At 67.5% G+C, this 19,441-nt stretch carries 20 protein-coding genes; 11 read left to right on the plus strand and 9 right to left on the minus strand.

From position 1 onward, the window contains the following. The 4 genes from ACYCO6_RS06290 to ACYCO6_RS06305 are packed head-to-tail and all read right to left on the minus strand — an operon-like array spanning window position 1 to window position 3,388. Window positions 1-1,563 (minus strand): DUF6513 domain-containing protein, encoded by a 1,563-nt coding sequence (locus tag ACYCO6_RS06290; protein WP_459770400.1) that lies wholly within the window; start codon window positions 1,561-1,563, stop codon window positions 1-3. Continuing rightward, window positions 1,560-2,135: an amino acid kinase family protein gene (locus ACYCO6_RS06295; protein WP_459770402.1), complete on the minus strand. Its 576-nt coding sequence runs from the start codon at window positions 2,133-2,135 to the stop codon at window positions 1,560-1,562. The genes ACYCO6_RS06290 and ACYCO6_RS06295 overlap by 4 nt, the downstream gene beginning before the upstream one ends. Further along, window positions 2,132-2,833 (minus strand): (5-formylfuran-3-yl)methyl phosphate synthase, encoded by a 702-nt coding sequence (locus ACYCO6_RS06300; RefSeq protein ID WP_459770404.1) that lies wholly within the window; start codon window positions 2,831-2,833, stop codon window positions 2,132-2,134. The genes ACYCO6_RS06295 and ACYCO6_RS06300 overlap by 4 nt, the downstream gene beginning before the upstream one ends. 27 nt (window positions 2,834-2,860) lie before the next feature. Then, window positions 2,861-3,388, minus strand: a complete 528-nt coding sequence (locus ACYCO6_RS06305; RefSeq protein WP_459770408.1) for a DUF3280 domain-containing protein — start codon at window positions 3,386-3,388, stop codon at window positions 2,861-2,863. Window positions 3,389-3,572: 184 nt separating this feature from the next. Between ACYCO6_RS06305 and ACYCO6_RS06310 the strand changes: the two genes are divergently transcribed. From ACYCO6_RS06310 to ACYCO6_RS06350, 9 genes are all read left to right on the plus strand, one after another. Then, window positions 3,573-4,814: an ABC transporter substrate-binding protein gene (locus ACYCO6_RS06310; protein ID WP_459770412.1), complete on the plus strand. Its 1,242-nt coding sequence runs from the start codon at window positions 3,573-3,575 to the stop codon at window positions 4,812-4,814. Between the two features lie 126 nt (window positions 4,815-4,940). Beyond that, the gene (locus tag ACYCO6_RS06315) at window positions 4,941-5,924 is read left to right on the plus strand and encodes a YVTN family beta-propeller repeat protein (protein ID WP_459770414.1); all 984 of its coding nucleotides are present in this window, start codon (window positions 4,941-4,943) and stop codon (window positions 5,922-5,924) included. Between the two features lie 68 nt (window positions 5,925-5,992). Beyond that, on the plus strand, window positions 5,993-6,427 hold the full coding sequence (locus ACYCO6_RS06320) for a cupredoxin domain-containing protein (RefSeq protein ID WP_459773450.1): 435 nt from the start codon (window positions 5,993-5,995) through the stop codon (window positions 6,425-6,427). Then, window positions 6,427-6,669 (plus strand): hypothetical protein, encoded by a 243-nt coding sequence (locus ACYCO6_RS06325; RefSeq protein ID WP_459770416.1) that lies wholly within the window; start codon window positions 6,427-6,429, stop codon window positions 6,667-6,669. Before ACYCO6_RS06320 ends, ACYCO6_RS06325 begins: the two co-directional genes overlap by 1 nt. After that, a complete protein-coding gene (locus tag ACYCO6_RS06330; RefSeq protein WP_459770417.1) occupies window positions 6,666-7,415 on the plus strand; it encodes an ABC transporter ATP-binding protein in 750 nt (249 codons plus the stop codon). Before ACYCO6_RS06325 ends, ACYCO6_RS06330 begins: the two co-directional genes overlap by 4 nt. Window positions 7,416-7,458: 43 nt before the next feature. Continuing rightward, a complete protein-coding gene (locus ACYCO6_RS06335; RefSeq protein WP_459770418.1) occupies window positions 7,459-8,352 on the plus strand; it encodes an ABC transporter permease in 894 nt (297 codons plus the stop codon). A gap of 13 nt (window positions 8,353-8,365) precedes the next feature. Further along, window positions 8,366-9,004 carry a hypothetical protein gene (locus ACYCO6_RS06340; protein ID WP_459770420.1) on the plus strand — a complete coding sequence of 213 codons (639 nt, stop codon included), beginning with the start codon at window positions 8,366-8,368 and terminating at the stop codon, window positions 9,002-9,004. A 258-nt stretch (window positions 9,005-9,262) separates the two neighbouring features. Further along, on the plus strand, window positions 9,263-11,833 hold the full coding sequence (locus tag ACYCO6_RS06345) for a TonB-dependent receptor (protein ID WP_459770422.1): 2,571 nt from the start codon (window positions 9,263-9,265) through the stop codon (window positions 11,831-11,833). Between the two features lie 210 nt (window positions 11,834-12,043). Then, window positions 12,044-12,397: a hypothetical protein gene (locus ACYCO6_RS06350; RefSeq protein WP_459770424.1), complete on the plus strand. Its 354-nt coding sequence runs from the start codon at window positions 12,044-12,046 to the stop codon at window positions 12,395-12,397. 41 nt (window positions 12,398-12,438) lie between these two features. Here the strand turns inward: ACYCO6_RS06350 and ACYCO6_RS06355 are convergent, their stop codons facing one another. The 4 genes from ACYCO6_RS06355 to ACYCO6_RS06370 form a co-directional block, all read right to left on the minus strand. Beyond that, on the minus strand, window positions 12,439-13,956 hold the full coding sequence (locus ACYCO6_RS06355) for an undecaprenyl-phosphate glucose phosphotransferase (RefSeq protein ID WP_459770426.1): 1,518 nt from the start codon (window positions 13,954-13,956) through the stop codon (window positions 12,439-12,441). 143 nt (window positions 13,957-14,099) lie between these two features. Continuing rightward, entirely contained in the window at window positions 14,100-15,299 is a 1,200-nt protein-coding gene (locus tag ACYCO6_RS06360) for a glycosyltransferase family 4 protein (RefSeq protein WP_459770429.1), read from the minus strand. Between the two features lie 130 nt (window positions 15,300-15,429). Beyond that, window positions 15,430-16,113, minus strand: a complete 684-nt coding sequence (trhA, locus tag ACYCO6_RS06365; RefSeq protein ID WP_459770432.1) for a PAQR family membrane homeostasis protein TrhA — start codon at window positions 16,111-16,113, stop codon at window positions 15,430-15,432. Window positions 16,114-16,263: 150 nt separating this feature from the next. Next, complete coding sequence (locus ACYCO6_RS06370) at window positions 16,264-17,367, minus strand: COX15/CtaA family protein (protein WP_459773452.1); 1,104 nt, start codon at window positions 17,365-17,367, stop codon at window positions 16,264-16,266. Between the two features lie 184 nt (window positions 17,368-17,551). Between ACYCO6_RS06370 and ACYCO6_RS06375 the strand changes: the two genes are divergently transcribed. Then, complete coding sequence (locus ACYCO6_RS06375; protein WP_459770434.1) at window positions 17,552-17,758, plus strand: DUF2842 domain-containing protein; 207 nt, start codon at window positions 17,552-17,554, stop codon at window positions 17,756-17,758. 84 nt (window positions 17,759-17,842) lie between these two features. After that, window positions 17,843-18,178 (plus strand): hypothetical protein, encoded by a 336-nt coding sequence (locus ACYCO6_RS06380; protein ID WP_459770435.1) that lies wholly within the window; start codon window positions 17,843-17,845, stop codon window positions 18,176-18,178. A 12-nt stretch (window positions 18,179-18,190) separates the two neighbouring features. On the opposite strand, the gene ACYCO6_RS06385 is transcribed toward ACYCO6_RS06380, so the two are convergent. Further along, complete coding sequence (locus ACYCO6_RS06385) at window positions 18,191-19,252, minus strand: polysaccharide deacetylase family protein (protein WP_459770438.1); 1,062 nt, start codon at window positions 19,250-19,252, stop codon at window positions 18,191-18,193. Between the last annotated feature and the right edge of the window lie 189 nt (window positions 19,253-19,441).

Here is a 19,441-nt window from a genome sequence, read left to right on the forward strand (position 1 = left end):
TCACGACCTGTCCGCCGGTACGAGACGCCCGCAGACCAGCTTCGTCGGCGTATCCTGCGGACGCTCGGGATCTGCTTCGGCGCGCCCTTCGGAATCCGAGACGGTGTCCGGCGGTCGTGCATCGTCGTCCGGCTTCACTGAGCGTGCATCCCGTGTGCCGGGGGGCGGCGCGTCCGGTCCGGAATGCCGGGTATGGCCGGCCTTCTTGAAAGATGTCGAATCCTCCACATCGGCGTCGGCCGCGCAGCCCCAGTCGAGGGGCTCGTCCTGAACGTAGCGCTTACCGAGCCGCCAAGCTGTCTCGGCCTTGGCGAGTTCCGCCCCGAGATAGAAAGCGTGGGCACCGTCGCTCGCCACGTCGAGATCCGGGAAGAAGGCCATCGCGTCGGTGCCGACCCTGTGGATGTCGCGGTTGTAGACGTGGATCCCGTCTTCCGCGACGGTGATCCGGTAGTTCGGGTCGCGCACCTCCGCGGCGGCCTGCGCGACCTCTTCGGAGGTCTGCACGAAGGGACGCTTGTCGTGAAGCGCCAGGAGCGCCCGACCGTATCCCTTGGGCAGCGCGGAATCCGCCTTGGCCGCATACATCACGCGCCGGGCCGCATCGTGCTCCTCGACGGTCCGGCGCGTGTGGTTGGAGACCTGCACGATCAGCACGTTCCGGATCGACAGCTCCGAGCACATCCCGACGAGAAGGGCGGTGACACCGAGGGAATCGGCCTCGGTCAACTCGGTCAGATTCCCGGTGCCCATCATCATGTCGATGTCCGGCCAGCGCGCCCGCATCTCCCGATAGCGCGTGATGGAGTCGACGAAGCCGTGGTGGATCGGCTCCAGGATCGGATCCGCCAGGAACGGCCGTCCGGCCTTGAGCATGCGCTCGATCGCCCGATCCAGCGAGGGCAGGTCGTCCGGGCGCACGGGAACGAGAACTGGAACCGCGTCGGTCTCGAAGGCGAGATCGAGGGTCTCCTCGTTCAGGCTGAGCAGGTAGTCGGCCCCGGCCCCGGCGCCCCGCGCGAGCTCCTCGCGGGAGAACGAGTCGACGCTGACCTTCAGGCCCGCTCCCTTCAGAGCCCTCACGGATTCTTCGAGATGCGGAAACGGCGTGTCCGGAAGGCCGCCGAGGTCGATGACATCGGCGCCTCGGCGGGCGAGGTCGAGACCTTTGGCCAAGATCTCCGCGACGCTCATCTTCGAGGCGTCGACGATCTCCGAGAAGATCCGCAGGTCGTGGTGAGAGAGGTCGACTTTCCGGGCCGTGAGGCCGAGCCACGCCGGGAGATCCACCACCTCGTCGGGACCGCGCTCCACCGGCACGCCGAAATGCTCGGCAAGCGTGGCGGGATTGGCCCGGCAGCGGCCGGGCAGGACGACTCGCGTCGCCCCCTCGGGAAGTTCCACGCGGCGCCGGATGATCTCCTCGGTCATCAGCGCGGCGACCTTCACGCCGGCATCCGCGATGCTCCACCGGAATGTATCCGGCAGGCCGGCCGCGACCTTCTCCAGACGTGCCCGAGCCAAGCGGCCGGTGACGAAGACGATGTGCTCCGGCGCGCTCACGCTGTAGCCCTCGTCTCGACCCCGTTCTTTGCGGTCGGCCCCCATATCTCGATTTGGCCGCGAAACCGCGCCGCGAACGCCGGAAAGGCAGCATCCACCACGCCCAGTCGTGCCAGCGCGTCGGGGTCATGACCCGCACCGGCATCGCGGGATTTCACCAGGACGCAGCGTTCCGCCCGCAATTGCGCGGCAAGCCAGAGCGCGAGGCTGTCCGATGTGACGTCCCAAGTCTCGGGGATCTCCGGATGGCCGGCCCGCAGGATGGATGGGTTCCAAACACGTGCCCGGGCGCCCGGGCTCTCAACCCAGGGTTCCAGGCTGTGCACCAGCCGCGGCTCGATCCCGCGGAAGATTCCGGCCGCGCGGCCCATCGCGTCGAGGGCGCGACGGTGGGCCTCGGCATCGCCGAATCCGTCCCGGTCCTGCGCGGCGCGCACCGCGTCGGCGAAGCCGCCACCGCCCGGCACGACCACGCAGCGTCCATGCGCGCCGTCGGCGATGGCCACCAGCAGAGCGCGGCGGCGGTGCGGATCCGCTTCGAGGCTGCCGCCGATCTTGATGACGGCGGTCACGCGGCGTCCCGGCGGCTCGGTCGCAGCGCGCGCAACGCTTCGGTCACCCGCAAGGGATCGATGCCGTTGCGACGGTCGAAATCCCGGCAGAGGCCGCCCCGGAAGCCGAGATAATCCGGCCGGTGAACGCTCAGGCCGGCGATATCGATGACCCGGAGCGAGCCCGCGAGGCCGCTCATCCGGCCGTGCACCCGGCAGGCGGCGGTGAAGGCTGCAAGATCCGAAGGTTCCGCGAGGTCGGGAAGGCGTACGCCCTGCTTGCCGACCGTGTCGATCATCGCACCTGCGAAACCGGCCTCAGCGAGGGTCGGCACGAGTTCGGCGGCAGGCCCGTCCTCGGCGAACAGGACGGCGATCAAACGGCCCGGCGCCGCCGCGGTCAGGTCCGCGAGGGCGGCACGATCACTGCGAAGCGCGGGCGGGAGTCCAGTCTTGACCCAATCGACGCCGGTGGCTGCCATGGCCGCCACGGCGGCGGGTTTCGGATCGGCGACCGCGCTCGTCGCGGCCCCGCCGGACACCCGGGCCATGATCTCGCGCACAAGCCGCGTGTCGAGTGCACCGAGAGCACCACGCTCCGGATCCTTCGCGTCGATCAGGTCGGCGCCCGCGAGCTTCGCGGCCTCGGCCTCGGCCGAATCGCGGACGCTGACGAGGAGCCGGGGCGGGGAGCCGGGTTGAACGGGGAACGCGGGCACGGATCACTCGGGACTAAACGAAAAACCTCAAGACTTCCCGGGCAACGGCTCGGCGAGCAGGCGGTTCTTCACCACCCAGCGCATGGCATGCGCCCAGGTATCGTCGGTGTCGGCCCGGATCGTCACCTGCCCGCCGCGCACGACCTTGCCGGTTCCGGCTTCGGCGATGGCGACGTTCAGGTTGAAGATCTGACCGGACCCCTTCTCCACATAACCCGTCACGACGAGGTCCGCACCCAGGCTCTTGGCGATGTCCGCCGCGCAACCGTTGCACTTGTAGAGCGGTCCTTCCTTGGCCACGGTGTCGGCTTTCGGCGCCGTGTCGACGATCTCCAGCCCGGCCTGCGCGTGCAGGGCGTTCCGCAGCTCGTCGGTGACGAGCGTGAGCTTCTTGGCATCCACCGGCCGGACCCTGGCTCCGTAGGACGCACCGGGATCGAACAGTTCGACCGGGAAAACCGCCGCCTTCTCGGCCGCGACCGCTTGGCGTGTGCCGGCGGGTTCGAGGGCGGCGAGACCGCATGCGGTCGCCGCGCATAGGGTCAGGTAGCGCATCGGCGGGGTTTCCTCTCGACGGTTCAGCCGCCTGTGCGGACGGCATCAGTAGCGCCATAGGTCGGGCGAAGGGACAATTTGGCAATGTACTTCGCGGGCGAGCTATCCCACGACGGGAACGTGATGGTCGAAACGACCAGCCGCGGTTGAGCGGTCGAAGCAGAAGCTGATAGAGGCCGCCCGCATGCACGACCCTGCACTCGATCCGGCCTCTGAGCACAAGGCGCGCCCGTTCCGCCTGCGCGCAGCCTTCGCCTGTGTGCTCTCGCTTCTGATGCCTTCGGCTGCCCTTGCGCAGCAATCCGCGCCGCAGCCACTCGAGACGCATATCGGCCTGATCTACCGGCCTCAGCCCGCGCCCTCCTCGTACGATGCCGAAGCGGCGCCGGAGGACGAGGGCCTGGCCGGCGCGAAAATGGGCATCGCCGACAACAACACCACCGGCCGCTTCACCAAACAGACCTATGCGCTCGACGAGATCGCCCTGACCGATGACAAACCGGATCCGGTCGCGGCAGCCAAGGAGCTCGTGGGGAAGGGAATCCGCTACCTCGTACTCGCGCTGCCCGCGGACGCGGTGCTCGCGGTGGCGGATGCGGTGAAGGGTTCGGGCGCCGTGGTGCTCAATGCCGGCGCGCCGGACGATCGGCTGCGCGGCGTCGACTGCCGGGCCAACGTGTTCCACATCCTGCCCTCGCGGGCGATGCTCACCGACGCCCTGGCGCAGTATCTCACGGTCATGCGCTGGCGGAAGATCTTCCTGATCGTCGGACCGACGGACGCCGACAAGGCCTATGCCGATGCGGTGCGCAACTCGGCGCGGAAATTCGCACTGAAGATCACGGCTGAGAAGCCCTGGACGTTCGGCCCGCTCGCCAAGGCGCGGGGGGACACGCCCACGCGCGCGGAGGCGATGGTCTTCACGAGGGGCCTCGACTACGACATGGCCATCGTGGCCGACGAGGAGGGCGACTGGGGCGACTACGTTTCCTACCGGACCGTCGATCCGCGGCCTGTCGGCGGCACGCAGGCGCTGACGCCGACCACGTGGTCGCCGGTTCTCGAGACCTGGGGCGCCGCGCAGGCGCAGAATCGGTTCCGGCGGCTCGCCTCGCGCCTGATGCGCCCGCTGGACTATCAGGTCTGGGCGGCGGTTCGGACGGTCGGCGAGGCCGTGACCGCCAAGAAGACCAACGACCCGTCCGTCATCGCGCCGTACCTCGTGGCCCCGGACTTCACGCTGCCCGCCTACAAGGGCGTGCCGCTGAGCTTCCGGCCTTGGGACCACCAGCTGCGTCAAGCGATCATCGTGGTTCAGCCGAAGGCGATGGTCTCGGTGGCGCCGGAGCAGGGCTTCCTGCATCAGCGCACGCCCCTGGACACGCTCGGGGTCGATCTCCCCGAGACCACCTGCAAATTCCAGTGAGTGCCCCACGGCGCCTGCGGCGTTGGTGAGCGGTTCGCGCCCTCGCAACGCGCGGAAAACGCACTACAATCGGCCGGCGAGAACGTCCTTCGAGGACGCCGTGAAGCCGCAAGGGAAGGAAGTCGGATGAGCCGCCGCGTCGAGGCAGGATTAAGTGTGGTCGTCCTCGGAGCGTGGTTCGCCCTATGCGGGCCTGCCGCCGCCTTCACCGCCTACGTCACCAACGAGAAGGGCAACTCCGTCAGCGTCATCGACACCAACACGATGGCCGTGACCGGCACCTGGAAGGTCGGGCGACGGCCGCGCGGGGTGACCCTATCGAAGGACGGCAAGGAGCTGTTCGTCTGCGCCAGCGACGACGACCGCATCGACGTGCTCGACACGAGTTCCGGTAAGGTGGTGCGTTCCCTGCGCTCCGGCCCGGACCCGGAGCAGTTCATCCTCGATGCCTCCGGCAACCCGCTCTACGTGGCCAACGAGGACGACAGCCAAGTCACCATCATCGATATCGAGAAGAACAAGGTACTCGCCGAGGTGCCGGTTGGCGTCGAGCCGGAGGGGATGGGCCTGTCGCCGGACGGCAAGGTCCTGGTCAATACCTCCGAAACGACCAACATGGCCCATTTCATCGATACGAAGACCTTTCAGGTCATCGACAACGTGCTGGTGGATGCGCGGCCGCGCTTCGCCGAGTTCACCGCCGACGGTAAGTTCCTGTGGGTCTCCGCGGAGGTCGGCGGCACGGTCAGCGTGATTGACGTGGGCCAACGCCGGGTGATCAAGAAGATCACCTTCAAGATCCCGAGCGTGAACGACGAAGCGATCCAGCCTGTCGGGATCCGCATCACCAAGGACGGCAGCAAGGCTTTCGTAGCCCTCGGCCCGGCGAACCGGGTCGCGGTGATCGATGCCAAGACCTACGAGGTCGAGAAATACCTGCCGGTGGGCCAGCGCGTCTGGCAGCTCGCCTTCACCCCGGACCAGAAGTTGCTGTTCACGACGAACGGCACGTCCAACGACGTTTCTGTGATCGACGTGGCCGCCGAAAAGGTGATCAAGAGCATCCCGGTCGGTCTGCTGCCGTGGGGCGTCGCGATCTCGCCGAACTGATGCGGGGCAGCTTCGCGCTCGAAGCCAACCATGACCGCCCGACCGGCGGCACAGGGGTGAACAACGACATGATGCAGACGTTTCGGACGGCGGCGCTCGCCTTGGCGGGACTGCTCGCGGTGGGGCCCGCGACCGCTCTTGATCTCACAAAGAAGCGCGAGAACCTGCCCGACCTCGTCCTGGGCGACGATCAGGGCAATGATTTCACGGTGGAAAACAAGGACATCACCCTGGAAGCCGGCAAGGCCTACCGGCTGCGCATCGTCGCGAAGGGACGCCAGGAATACAAATTCTATGCGCCGGAGTTCTTTCGCTACATCTGGCTCAACCAGATCGTGATCGAGCACAAGGAGATCCATGGCGGGGGCGCACCCGACCACTTGGAATTCGACGATCCGGGCGAAATTGCCATCGAGTTCGTGGCCATCAAGCCGGGGACCTACAAGTGGGAAGCCCGCGGTCTCGAAGCGAAGGGCATGACCGGCACGCTGACGGTGAAGTGATGCGCGCCCCCTGCCTCGCTGCATTCCTCCTGTTCGCCAGTCCGGCGCTCGCCGCCGACGATGCGTCTTCCTGTGCCGAGGGCATCATGATGATCCGCGACTCCCTCGCGCTGAACCCGCCGGAATCGGCCCTGCCGAAGCTAAAGAAGGCCCTGCGCGTGGCCGAGCGGGAGCAGAAGGAGGGCGAGTTCGACGAATGCCTCGATGCGGTCTCAGACGCCCGCAAGGTGCTCGGCCGATGAGCCGCGATGATCCAGCGGCCCTTCAGGTAGAGCATGTCGGCCACCGTTTCGGAACGCGCGCGGCTCTCGACGACGTCTCGCTGACCGTGGGGCGCGGTCGCTTCACGGCGCTGCTCGGACCCAACGGCGCCGGCAAGACAACGCTGTTCTCGGTGATCACCCGACTCTACAACAACCAGACCGGGCGGGTCTCGATCTTCGGCCATGCGCTCGACCGCGAGCCGTCCCGCGCGCTGGCCCGGCTCGGGGTGGTGTTCCAGGCACGGACCCTCGACACTGATCTCACGGTCGAGCAGAACCTCCTGTACCACGCGAGCCTGCACGGCATCGCCCGCGGCGTCGGGAAAACGCGTGTCGGCGAACTTCTCGACCGCGTCGGGCTCGCAGACCGGCGCCACGACAAGGTCCGCACCCTCTCGGGCGGCCAATCCCGTCGAATCGAGATCGCCCGTTCGCTGATCCATCGCCCGGACCTGCTGCTCCTCGACGAGCCGACCGTCGGCCTCGACCTCGAATCCCGCGCCGATATCGTGGCCATCGTGCGCGCTCTGGTGCGCGAGGAGGGGCTTTCGGTCCTCTGGGCGACCCACATCTTCGAGGAGATCTCCGCCGACGACGATGCCGTTGTCCTGCACCGGGGCCGGATCGTCGCTCGCGGTCGGGCTGGCGATATCGGCGCACCGGGCGAGGCCCTGGCCGACGCGTTCCGCCGTCTCGTGGCCGAGCCGGGGAGGGCGGCGGCATGAGAGCGGACGCGAGGGACGCAGCGCTGACTGGGAGGCTGCACGCATGAGCGGGCCGACGCATCTCTCGACTCCCACCACCGTGACACCCGCGCGTAGCACGCACGCCCGGATCGGCCGCCTCGACGCCGTCGGCTACCTGATTTGCCTGGGTGGCATCGTCCGTCGCGAATTGCTGCGCTTCTTCAATCAGAAGGAGCGGTTCTTCTCGGCCCTGGTCCGGCCGCTGGTCTGGCTGTTCATCTTCGCGGCGGGCTTCCGCAACACGCTCGGGGTGTCCATCGAGCCGCCGTACCAGACCTACGTGCTCTACGAGGTCTATGTCGTTCCGGGGCTGGCCGTGATGATCCAGCTGTTCAACGGCATGCAATCCTCGCTCTCGATGGTCTACGACCGCGAGGTCGGTTCCATGAAGGTGCTGCTGACCTCGCCCTATCCCCGCTGGCTGCTGCTGCTGGCCAAGCTGATCGCAGGCGTGGCGGTGTCGATCGTGCAGGCCTACGCGTTCCTGGCAGTCGCGTATTTCTGGGAGACCGACATCCCACCGCTCGGCTACCTCACGGCGCTGCCGGCCTTCCTGGCCTCGGGGCTGATGCTTGGGGCGATAGGCCTGTTCCTGTCCTCGCTGGTACGTCAGCTTGAGAATTTCGCCAGCGTGATGAACTTCGTGATCTTCCCGATGTTCTTCGCCTCCTCAGCGCTCTACCCGCTGTGGCGGATCCGGGAATCCTCCGAGACGCTGTACTGGATCTGCGAGCTGAACCCGTTCAGCCATGCGGTGCAGCTCGTCCGCTACGCACTCTACGTCCAGTTCGAGCCTGTCGCCTGCGCGGTCGTCGTGGGCGTGACGCTCGCCTTCTTCGGCATGGCGGTGGTCGCCTACGATCCGGGTCGCGGCATCATGGCCCGACGCGGCGGCCCAGCCGGCGAGAACACCTGATGGAGCCCGTTCGATGAATCCCGTTCTCTCCCGCGTCCTCGGCTCCGTGCTCGGCCTGTCGCTCTTGGCGGGCTCGGCTCTGGCTCAACCCCGTCCCGATCCGGACTGGCCCTGTGTCCAGCGCAAGGTGGCGACCCTGAGCCCCGGCCAGTTCTGGACCGGACCCAACATCGCCGCGGCCGGCGATTGGGGCAGCGACAACGCCGCCGCCGTCCTAGCCCAGAAGATCGCCTCCCGGCGCACGGACCTGTCGCAGGTCGGTCCGCTTCTCGACGAGTTCGTCGGGAAGTTCGGCGCCGACAAGGACGCGAAGGACAAGGCTCTGACCCGGGTCTATGCGGGTGTGTTCGAGGTGATCAATGGCGAGCGCGACAAGGTGGTCGGCGGCATCGCCCGCTACGCGCAGGGCCAGCGTCGGATGGCGGAGCGGATCCGCGACGAGGCCGACAAGATCAGCCAGACCAAGGATGCGCCCAGCGCCTCGGACGCCACCGAGCTGCCGAAGGACCAGTCGGACCTTGAGACGAAATTCGCCTGGGACCGTCGCATCTTTCAGGAGCGGAGCCAGTCGCTGACCTATGTCTGCGAGGTTCCGCAGCTGTTGGAGCAGAGGCTGGGCGAGATCGCGCGGATGATTCAGGCCCGGCTCTGACCGGCCCCTTGTATAGCATGCGTCGGGCTTGCCAGAATATCCCGAGCGCGTTGCCGGAACCTCCCTAAGTCACTGAAATTTCGACCAAAACTGTGGCTGTTTCATCACGTCGTTCCGGCATCCGCTCGGGAATGCCGAAAATGCGGCTGAAATCCGGCAGACGTGGGCCTGAACCGATTGTGCGCCACCCCGCCGCCCGCCATGAGAGCCGGTAAGCCCGGCAGTAACGGGCACGGGTCTCATGGCGAGGGAATTGGGATGTTACGTCGGGCGCACCGCAGCAGCTTGCTCGCGTCTGCATCGGTTCTGGCGATGTCGGCCGTTCCCAGCCTCGCGCAGGCGCAGCAGGCGGTGACGCTCGGAGAGATCAGCGTCGTCTCCACATCGCCGGTCGGCGCAGGCGGCGGCAATTCCAGCTCGGCGCTCGACTTCGACCGGGCGGCTCAGGCCGCGCCGACGCTTCCGGCACCGGCCGAGGGTGTCCGTCTGCGCGGGTCCGAGCAGCCGCTCAACAAGATCCCCAGCACGGTCGAGACAATCACGCCGCGGCAGATCGACGTCGATCGCGGCACCGACAACATCATCGCCACCTTCGCCCGCGCGACCCCCGGCGTGAACCTCAGCGACACGCAGGGCAATTCGAACCGCGTCGATCTCAGTTACCGCGGCTTTACCGCCTCGCCGTCGCAGGGCGTACCGCAGGGTCTTGCCGTCTACCAGAACGGCATCCGCATCAACGAAGCCTTCGGCGACGTCGTCAATTTCGACCTGATCCCGCCGCAGGCTGTACAGCGGATCGACGTGGTCACCGGCAACCCGGCCTTCGGCCTCAATGCCATCGGTGGCGCGATCAATTTCCAGATGAAGAACGGCTTCACCTGGCAGGGCACCGAGGTCAGCGCCTGGGGCGGCTCGGATGCCCGCACCGCCGGCTATGTCGAGTACGGCAAGGTCTCCGACAATTGGAGCCTCTACTTCACCGGCGATGGCCTCAACGACCGCGGCTGGCGCTACGAGAACCCGAGCACGATCGGCCGCCTCTACGGCGATCTCGGCTACCGCTCGCAGGATTCGGAGTTCCACCTGATCGGTCTCGCCGCCCGCAGCTTCTACGGGGCGGCCGCCGCCGCGCCGGTCGACTTCACGCATGTCGATCCGCGGGCGATCTTCACCAACCCGCAGACGCAGACGACCGAGGTCGGCACGATCCAGCTCACCGGCCGCGTCGACATCTCGCCGACCTGGGACCTGGCCGGTAACGCCTATTTCCGCCGCTTCAGCAATCGGTACGTCGATGGCAACGACGGCAACTTCGAGAACTGCAGCTCGCGCTCCAGCTTCCGCGGCTTCCTCTGCTTCGAGGATGACGGGTTCAGCCCATCGCCCGGCCAGACGCAGAACGCCTTCCGCAACCAGTTCCTGATCCTGGGCCAGCAGAACCAGCGCATCCCGTTCCGCGCCGGGGTCCCCTACGGGACGATCGACACGACGCAGACCGAGGCGACGGGCTACGGCGGCTCGCTCCAGGCGGCCAATCGCGACCGCGTCTTCGGCCTGCCCAACACGTTGGTCATAGGCGGCAGCGTCGATGCGGCCGACTACTCGTTCAAGTCGTCGAGCACGCTCGGTGCAATTAATCCGGACCTGTCGATCACCACTGACCCGAACAACCCGTACTACGGAAACGTCCCGGGCCTCGGCACACCCTACATCCGCACCCTCGGAGCGCTCGGCATCGCTCCGAGTTCCGTCCAGGGCTCGAACCTCTATCTCGGCCTCTATGGGATCGACACGCTCGATGTCACCGAGCGTCTGTCGCTGACCGCCGGCTTCCGCCTCAACTACGCGCACATCCGGTCGGTCGACCAGACGGGCTTCTCGCCGGACGTGACGGGCACTCACGAATTCACGAAGGTCAACCCGCTGGCGGGCCTCACCTACCAGTTCGATCCGGCGCTCAACCTCTACGGCAGCTACTCCGAGTCGAACCGCGCGCCGACGCCGCTCGAGCTCGCCTGCGCCAACCCCGATCGACCGTGCCTGCTGCCGAACTCGCTGGTGGCCGATCCGCCGCTCAAGCAGGTCACCGGCCAGACCTACGAGGTCGGCTTCCGGGGCGTGATCCCGAGCTTCCTCCAGGGCGGCGCCCTCACCTACAAGGCCGGCGTCTTCCGCACCGACCTGACCAACGACATCATCCAGGTTGCCGTCGCCGGCAACGCAGCGCGCGCCTACTACGTCAACGTGCCCTCGACCCGGCGGCAGGGCTTCGAGGTCAGCGCCGAGTACGTCGTCACCCCCGAACTGCTCGTCTACGCCAACTACGCTCTGATCGACGCCACCTACCAGTTCAACCAGACGCTGTCCTCGCCCAACAACCCCTTCGCCGACGACGGTGCGATCCAGGTCCGCAAGGGCAACAAGATCCCGCTCGTTCCCGACCACCAGATCAAGGCCGGGTTCGAGTACAACATCACGCCGAACTGGCGCTTAGGGCTGAACGTGGCGGCTTTCTCGTCCTCCTACTTCCGTGGCGACGAGTCGAACCTGAACCGCAAGCTGCCGGCCTACTACGTGATGAACCTGACGACGAAGTACCAGGTGACCAAGAACCTGGAGATCTTCGGCCTGATCACCAACCTGACCAACAACCGCTATGCCACCTTCGGCACCTTCGCGGAGCCGGGCGCGATCGCCGGCAACCTGTCGATCAACGACCCGCGGACCACGACGCTGGCGCAGCCGCTCTCGATCTACGCCGGCCTGACCTACCGCTTCGGCCCCGAGCCGGTGGCGATGGCGCCGGAGCCGATCATCCGGAAGTACTGAGCCATCGCGTCTCGCGGAGTGGGCGCTTCCCGCGGTCGTCGGGCCATGGGAGGCGCCCGTCGCGCATTCGGTCCGTCCCGTGCGGCCTCCTGTCTCAGGAACGCGCCTGCTCGCCCGGCGTCTCCAGGGTAGTCGCTCCGGCTCTCAGCCGCCCGCCTTAACCGGGCCGCGCGAGCCGACAGCACCGAGACACCGTGGAGAAACACCTCGATGATGATCCGATTCGCCCTCGCAGCCATGGCCCTCGCCGCAGCCACGCCTGCTCTGGCGACCCCGTGCTCCGACGAGGTCGACACGCTGCAGCGGCGGCTCGATAGCGCTGGGGCCGCATCCGTGACCGGAACGACGCCGCCAGGCGGCGCCACGTCCTCGAACTCGCCGAAGGCGCTCGACAAGCCACCGAGCCTGACGAAGTCGGATGCCGCCGTGAAGCCGACCGCCTCGGGCATCGAGGAGGCCAAGAAGCTCGTGGCGCAGGCGCGTCAGCAGGACAAGGCGGGCGACGCCCAGGGCTGCCGCGATACGATCATGAAGGCCAAGGAAAAGGCCGGCGCCCTTCCGTAGTTACGGCGCAGCCGGCGCCCTGTCTGGCGCCGGCGAAACGCTCAATACGCGTTCTCTGTCTTGAGCAGCGCGAACGGCGTGGTGAGCAGAATCTGAAGATCCAGCAGGACCGACCAGTTCTCAATATAGTACAGGTCGTGCTCCACGCGCCGCTGCAGCTTCTCCGACGTGTCGGTCTCGCCGCGCCAGCCGTTCACCTGCGCCCATCCGGTGATGCCGGGCTTGACCTTATGGCGCGCGAAATAGCCGTCGACCACCTGATCGTAGAGGGTGTTGGCGGCCTTTGCCTGGAGCGCGTGCGGCCGCGGGCCGACGAGGGAGAGGTCGCCCTTCAGCACGTTGAAGAGCTGCGGCAGCTCATCCAGCGATGTCTTGCGGAGGAACCGGCCCACCGGCGTCACCCGCGGATCGCCGCGGGTGACCATCTTCGCGGCTCCGGCATCGCATTGGTCAACATACATCGATCGGAACTTGTAGACCTCGATCAGCTCGTTGTTGAAGCCGTGGCGCTTCTGCCGGAACAGCACCGGTCCCCGCGAGGTCAAGCGGACCGCGAGGGCAGCCGCCAGCATGATCGGCGACAGTGCGAGCAGCATCATCAGACCGACACAGCGGTCGAAGACGGCCTTCACCACGACGTCCCAGTCTGCAATCGGCTTGTCGAAGACATCGAGCACCGGCACTGAGCCGAGGTACGAGTAGCTGCGTGGGCGCAGACGTAGCTTGGCCGCGTGCGCCGAGAGGCGGATATCGATCGGCAGCACCCAGAGCTTGGCCAGCATCTGGAGGATGCGCGCCTCCGCGGTGATCGGGATCGTAAACACGATCAGGTCGAGTCGCGCGTGTCGCGCATAGGCGACGAGGTCGTCGACGTTACCGAGCTTCGGATGGCCGGCCACGACATCGGAGGACCGGTCGGCGTTGCGGTCGTCGAAGACCCCGACGATGCGGATCCCGCTCTCGCTCTGCGTCTCCAGGGCGGCGATCAGGTCCTCGGCCGGCTTGCCGCCGCCGACGATGGCGGTGCGCCTGTCGAAGCGCCCGGCCCGAGTCTGCACGTCGATCACCCGAAACAGCACGCAGCGCCCGACCAAAAGGGCGATGAGGCCGATGGCGAAGAAGGTGCCGAGCCACAGGCGCGAGTAATGGTCCGCGACCTTGGCGAGCACGAGGACGGTGGCCACCATGAGGAAGGTCGTCGACCACGCCGCGATCAGCCGGATCGATGTCTTGGCAAGGGCCCGGAAGGCGCCGATCCGGTATCCCCCAGCCGCCTGGACCAGCATGATCGTGGTCACGGCAATCATCCCGATCACGCTGGCGTAGGTCAGCCCGAAGGGCACCCGGCCGCGCAGCATCAGGACGTGCAGGAGCGAGCCCAGGCCGAGGATCAGGATGCATTCCAGGGCGCGGACCAGCCCGGCTACCACGACGGGGGAAATGGCCGCCGGCCCCGTCGTCGTCGTCTCCGCGAGCGGCACCGCGCCGCCTGCCGCGGTCGCCTGCGCCTCAAGGGGCCCGGACGCCGCAAGGAGATCGCGAATATCGAACGCGCTCATCGAAGGGCTCCTCCCGCTCCAGTCGGCGGCTCTCTCGGCCGCAACTTCGCACAGGGCGCTGTTGGAAGATTTAAGAGGGAGCCCGCCGCGTCGGCTTTCGCCGCAGCGGCGAGCAAGCGGGCATCACGTCGCCGTAGACGGGATTAGGCGGGCCGAGGCCGGGCGATCTCGCGCCTCCCGACGCTGCGGTTCTGCGCGCGAGCCTGGAAGGCCGCGGCGTAACCCGAGATCACCTCGATGCCCATGCGCTCCAAGGAGAAGCGCTGCCGGATCGAGTCGCTGAGGAGGCGGGTTCGCGCGGCCAGCGCGTCCGGCGCCTCATCCAGCACCCGGCGGATGCTCGATGCCAGGGCCAAGGCATCCCGTGATGGAACGAGGTTGCCGGCAACCTCACCGAAGATCTCGGGGATACCCCCGACGCGCGTGGCAACCAGCGGTTGCGCCGCGGCCGCGGCCTCGAGCACGACGTAGGGCAGGGATTCTGCCAGTGATGGAACGACCAGAATGCGGCCCCGGGCCAGCACGGAACGGATCGCCTGCGGCGGCTCGAAGGCCACCGCGCCCGTCAGCCCGAGGCGCTCGACAGTCTCGCGCAGGATCTCCGCATCCGGACCGGACCCGACCATGAGCAGGCGCAGCGCCCGGCCCTCGGCGCGGAGCTGCACCAAAGCCTCGAGCAGAAAGGGTAACCCCTTCGCTTCCCGGAGCTCGCCGACATAGAGGAGGTCGAACGCGTCGTGGCTGCGCGTCACCGGTGCGAATTCCGCGTCCGCGATGCCGTTGTGGACAATCCGGCTCACACGTTCGGGCCCGCCCACGAAGGTGCGGTGCCGGCCGGCGACGTACTCGCTCTCGAACAGGAACGCGTCCGTCCGTCGCGCCAGCACCGCCTCGGCCCCCATGTAGAGGCGATGGAGGGAGCTGCCTGGCCGGTAATTGTAGCTGCCGCCATGCGGCGTGTAGGCCCGGATCGCCGGACCGGCAGCCGCGAGCCGCGCGTAGGCCCCCCCCTTGGCACCATGCCCGTGGAGGACCTCCGCACCGACCTCTGCAGCCCGATGTCCCACCGCTTGCAGGCAGGACCAGTCCGACAGATGCGGATTGCGCCGCATGGGGATGCGCAGGAGGCCGAGTTCCAGGCTGCTCGCGAGTTCGGCCAGAGCCCGCTCGCCGCGTTCGCCGCCCGTGGTGGAGTCGCAGACGATGCCGACAGCATGTCCGGACGCCGCTTGGAGGCGGGCGAGATCCATGACGTGCCGGAAGAGGCCACCGACGGGCGCGCGGAAGACGTGAAGAATCCGGTAATGCTGAACACTTCGAGCGTCGTTCGACTTGGCGACCACGGTATCGCTCCCGGGAATATCAGTCCCGGGATTGTGGTGCACTGACCGTGGCGAGGACCTTAAAGTGGGCAGAGCCGCCGCGTGCTTTTCGACGAGAAGGTAAGCGGAGTTCTACACGCTCCCGCTCAAGTCAAGTCAAAGGCACCCCTTGCAAGCTGGCCCAGATGGTTCCGTAGTGACAGGCGGCCGCGGCCAGTACGAAGCCGTGCCAGATGGCGTTCTGGAAGGGCAGCGTCCGCCAGATGTGGAACACCACTCCGATCGAGTAGAGGGCGCCTCCGATCCCGAGCAGCCACAGCGCGGTCGGCTGAAGCGTCGCGATCACGGACTCGTAGGCGAACAGTCCGCTCCAGCCGAGCATGAGGTACAGGACGATCGACAGACGGTCGAAGCGGCCCGGCAGCAGCAGCTTCACGGTGATCCCGACCAGCGCGACCGCCCAGATCACTGCCAGCAGGACGTAGGCGCGCATCCCGGAACCGACGAGGGCGACCAGCGGCGTATAGGTTCCGGCGATCATGAGATAGATCAGCGCGTGGTCCGCGCGCCGGAGGAGCCATTTGCGCGGGCTCACCGGATAGAGATTGTAAAGGGCCGATACACCCAGCATCAGCACCAGGGCGGTCGCGTAGACGACGACAGCTGCCCGCTCGCCGAAACCAAGATGCGCGGTCACCGCAGTCGTTACCAGTGCCACTGCGCCAGCAAGGCTCAACACGACCCCCAGGCCGTGGATTACGCCGTCCGCGACGATCTCCCGCGGCGTGTAGTGCCACGTCAGAGAGAGCGGTCGACCATCCTCCGCGAGAGACATCTTCAAGCCTCCTGCAACGCGTGCAGCTTAAAGCTTGAGAAGTCTTGGTCGTTCCATATGCAAAGTGCTGATGCGGGGTTATCCCAATGTTCCTGCCAACGGAGTAAAGGTATCCTGCGGTGCGGCGGCGCCGCCGCACCGCAGAAAAGCTTAGACACCTCGGCCGGCAAGACCTTCGAAGCCGAGCGCTGGCTCCGCCGCGGCGGGGCGAACGATGCCGATTCCGCAACTCAGTCGCGCGTGGACGGTGGCCATCGTCAGGACAGCCATGGCCAGGACTTGGTGGGCCAAGGCTGCCCACAGCGGCACGGCGAGCAGCAGCGTGGCGATCCCGAGTCCCGCCTGGGCGAGCGCCAGGACGGCGACGCCGACCGCGCGGCCGGTGGCGCCAGAGGTTCCCGCCCGTCGCGCGTCGATCGCGTGCAGGAGCGCGACGATCACGATCAGATAGGCGGTCATGCGGTGATCGAGCTGCACCAGGGCGTGATTGTCGACGAAATTCTCGATCCACGGGTTGATGGCGAAGAGGCTGCCCATCGGCGGGACCAGATTGCCATCCATGGTGGGCCAGGTGTTGTAAACGAGCCCGGCATGCGATCCGGCGACGAGACCGCCGAGGAAGATCTGCACCAGAATCAGGATCGGCAGGGCGACGGCGGTTGCGCGGATCCGGGTCGGTGCCGGAGCCAGAACGCCACCGCGCTCGCCTGCCGCAAGCCAGACCAGTCCGGCCAGGATCAGGCTCGCCGTGGTGAGGTGCAGGGCGAGCTTGAGCGGAGCCACGGCGGTCATGCCGGGCTGAAGGCCCGAGGCAACCATGATCCAGCCGATCGCTCCCTGGAGACCGCCGAGCACGCCGAGGCCCAGCAGGCCCAACCCGAGTCGCCGGCTGATCCGGCCCTGCCACCAGAACACGATCAGCGGCAGGAAAAAGACGAGGCCGATCAACCGGCCGAGCAGGCGGTGACCCCACTCCCAGGCGTACAGCACCTTGAACGAGGACAGCCCCATCCCCTGGTTGAGGATGTTGTATTGCGGCGTGTCCTTGTACCTGGCGAACTCGGCCACCCAGTCCGCCTCGGAGAGCGGCGGGATGGCCCCCGTCACCGGGCGCCACTCGGTGATCGACAGGCCGGAGCCGGTCAGCCGGGTGGCGCCGCCTACCGCCACCATGGCGACCACCAGGGCCGCGACCACGTAGAGCCAGGCCCGCACCGCTCCAGATCGCCGGTCCGTCGCGCCTCTCATGACCATACGCATCCCTATCGCGCATGCCGGGACGCCCCGGCCGCCGGGCCGGGGTTAGGGGATGCGCGCGTTGCCGGCAACGTCGGTGGCGCCGCAGCCCGCGGCAGGTGGCGCGTTGCCAACCGCGCCGCCGGGCGATAGCCGTCAGCCGTCGGCGCCGTCGCGCGCTTGGCGAGGTATCGGACACGCAATGCGCCGCCGCACCCGGACTCTGATCGGCACCTTCACGATCCTCGCCTTCGTCTGTGTCTACGGGCCGCTCGCGATGACGCTTGCCGATAGCCGCATCGCGGAGACGCCGGCAGCGGTCCAGGCCGTTCTCTACTCGATCCTGGGGATCGCCTGGATCTTCCCGCTGATGCCGCTGATCCGCTGGATGGAGCGGCCGGATCGGTGAGGCGACCCCTCGATTTCGCCGCACTCGGGCGCCACAAGCCTGCCGGCCCATTTTCGAGATTCACCGGTCGTGAACCATCCCTCCATGCTTAAGCCTCTGGCGGCACTTGCCGTGCTGCTCGCGCCCCTCCCGGCCCTGGCGCAAGGGACGCCGCGCTCGATCGGCGAATGCGAGCGGCTGAAGAACGACCTCGCCTACAATCAGTGTCTTGCGATGTTCGGTCCTGCGGCGAAGAACGTGGCGGGCGGGTACGCTTCCGCCGACACCGCGCCGACCCCCGCGGCCGCGATGGCCGAGCCGATCCCGCAATTGGACGAGACACCCGAAGCCGGTACGAGCCGCGGCCGTCGCTACCGGTCGCATCGCGGTCGGCAATACGCTTCCTTCTCCACCGGCTACCGGCACCGGCGTCGCCGGTGAGACGGTTCGAGCTCAGGCGACGTTGAGGCGCCGTCCCCGGTTCCAGGCCAGGAACGGCACACCCGAGAGCAGACTCGCCAGCGCCGCCCGCGACTGGTGACATCCGTTCACCGACACCCGGGGCAGGGCGTGCAGATGGCCGGCATGCGCCGCGAAGAGATGGCCGGGCCGGGTGGTCACCGCAGTGGCGAAGTCCATCTGCCGCGCGAGCGCGAATTCCCGTGGCCCTGCCGAGGTCGGATCGCCGACCGGGTAGGAGAGGTGCCGCACGGACCGCCCGAGTTCGGCCTCGATCCGGGCGCGGCCCCCGGCGATCTCGCGTGCGGCGGTCGTGGCGTCGTGCTTGGCCAGCATCGGATGGCTGATCGTGTGCGCGCCGATCGTCACGGCCGGGTCCCGGGCGAGGTCGCGCAGCTCATCCCAGGACAGGCATAGCTCGGCAGCGACCTGGCCCGGAGCAAACCCGGCCTGCCGGCAGAGGGCGGCAATGCGGTCGAGAAGGTCGGCTTCCCGGCCGCGGCGCAGGTCTCGGTAGAGGGCGTCGAAGGCGACCGCTTTCTCCTGGGGGCTGCGGGTCGGCAAGTCGAAGCTGCGCGCGCCGATATCGATCCGCACCCGGTCCAGCCGCGCGATCGCCCGCTCCAACTCGATCCACCACAGGCGACCGGTCTGGTCTGCGAAGGCACTGGTGACGAACAGAGTCCAGGGGGCGCCGTATCGGGCAAGGATCGGGCGCGCGTGCACGACGTTGTCGCGATAGCCGTCGTCGAAGGTCAGGACGGCGAAAGGCGGCCCGTAATCCGGCTCGGCGAGACGCTCCGGCACCGCATCAAGGCCGATCACCTCGAAGCCGCGGGCGTCGAGTTCGCGCAGGGTCAGATCGAGGAACTCGGGCGTGATCCCAAGCAGCCGGTTCGGTGCGAAGAACGGCACCGGGTCGGGACTGACGTGATGAAGGGTCAGGATCACACCGAGGCCGCGTGCCGCCGGCGTCAGCCACCGATCCGCCCCGAGGGCCTGGATTGCGCGGAAGCCGGAGGCGAAAACCCGATGCTTGGCGCGCGACGACAGCATGACCCAGAACCGTCCGGGCCAGGCGGCCCGTTCCGGCGAAGCTTTCGCCGCGCGCGGTAAACAAACAGGAAAGTACCCCTGCAAGACAGGTCGTGTCTCAAGGCGATATTAGCCAAAGCGGCTTTTCGCCGGGAAATTCCGAGCATGATGTGCCTTGATAAGTGTTGAGGTCACGGGTTGTTGAGTGCG

The organism is Methylobacterium sp. CM6257 (genome assembly GCF_054611515.1).

Excerpts from the sequence above, each read along its gene's own strand:
- ACYCO6_RS06315 (WP_459770414.1), top strand. The coding sequence starts at position 4,941 with ATGAGCCGCCGCGTCGAGGCAGGATTAAGTGTGGTCGTCCTCGGAGCG.
- ACYCO6_RS06305 (WP_459770408.1), bottom strand. The coding sequence starts at position 3,388 with ATGCGCTACCTGACCCTATGCGCGGCGACCGCATGCGGTCTCGCCGCC.
- ACYCO6_RS06380 (WP_459770435.1), top strand. The coding sequence starts at position 17,843 with ATGCTTAAGCCTCTGGCGGCACTTGCCGTGCTGCTCGCGCCCCTCCCG.
- ACYCO6_RS06370 (WP_459773452.1), bottom strand. The coding sequence starts at position 17,367 with ATGGTCATGAGAGGCGCGACGGACCGGCGATCTGGAGCGGTGCGGGCC.
- ACYCO6_RS06350 (WP_459770424.1), top strand. The coding sequence starts at position 12,044 with ATGATGATCCGATTCGCCCTCGCAGCCATGGCCCTCGCCGCAGCCACG.
- ACYCO6_RS06375 (WP_459770434.1), top strand. The coding sequence starts at position 17,552 with ATGCGCCGCCGCACCCGGACTCTGATCGGCACCTTCACGATCCTCGCC.
- ACYCO6_RS06330 (WP_459770417.1), top strand. The coding sequence starts at position 6,666 with ATGAGCCGCGATGATCCAGCGGCCCTTCAGGTAGAGCATGTCGGCCAC.
- ACYCO6_RS06320 (WP_459773450.1), top strand. The coding sequence starts at position 5,993 with ATGATGCAGACGTTTCGGACGGCGGCGCTCGCCTTGGCGGGACTGCTC.
- ACYCO6_RS06345 (WP_459770422.1), top strand. The coding sequence starts at position 9,263 with ATGTTACGTCGGGCGCACCGCAGCAGCTTGCTCGCGTCTGCATCGGTT.
- ACYCO6_RS06355 (WP_459770426.1), bottom strand. The coding sequence starts at position 13,956 with ATGAGCGCGTTCGATATTCGCGATCTCCTTGCGGCGTCCGGGCCCCTT.
- ACYCO6_RS06335 (WP_459770418.1), top strand. The coding sequence starts at position 7,459 with ATGAGCGGGCCGACGCATCTCTCGACTCCCACCACCGTGACACCCGCG.
- trhA (WP_459770432.1), bottom strand. The coding sequence starts at position 16,113 with ATGTCTCTCGCGGAGGATGGTCGACCGCTCTCTCTGACGTGGCACTAC.
- ACYCO6_RS06340 (WP_459770420.1), top strand. The coding sequence starts at position 8,366 with ATGAATCCCGTTCTCTCCCGCGTCCTCGGCTCCGTGCTCGGCCTGTCG.
- ACYCO6_RS06310 (WP_459770412.1), top strand. The coding sequence starts at position 3,573 with ATGCACGACCCTGCACTCGATCCGGCCTCTGAGCACAAGGCGCGCCCG.
- ACYCO6_RS06325 (WP_459770416.1), top strand. The coding sequence starts at position 6,427 with ATGCGCGCCCCCTGCCTCGCTGCATTCCTCCTGTTCGCCAGTCCGGCG.
- ACYCO6_RS06385 (WP_459770438.1), bottom strand. The coding sequence starts at position 19,252 with ATGCTGTCGTCGCGCGCCAAGCATCGGGTTTTCGCCTCCGGCTTCCGC.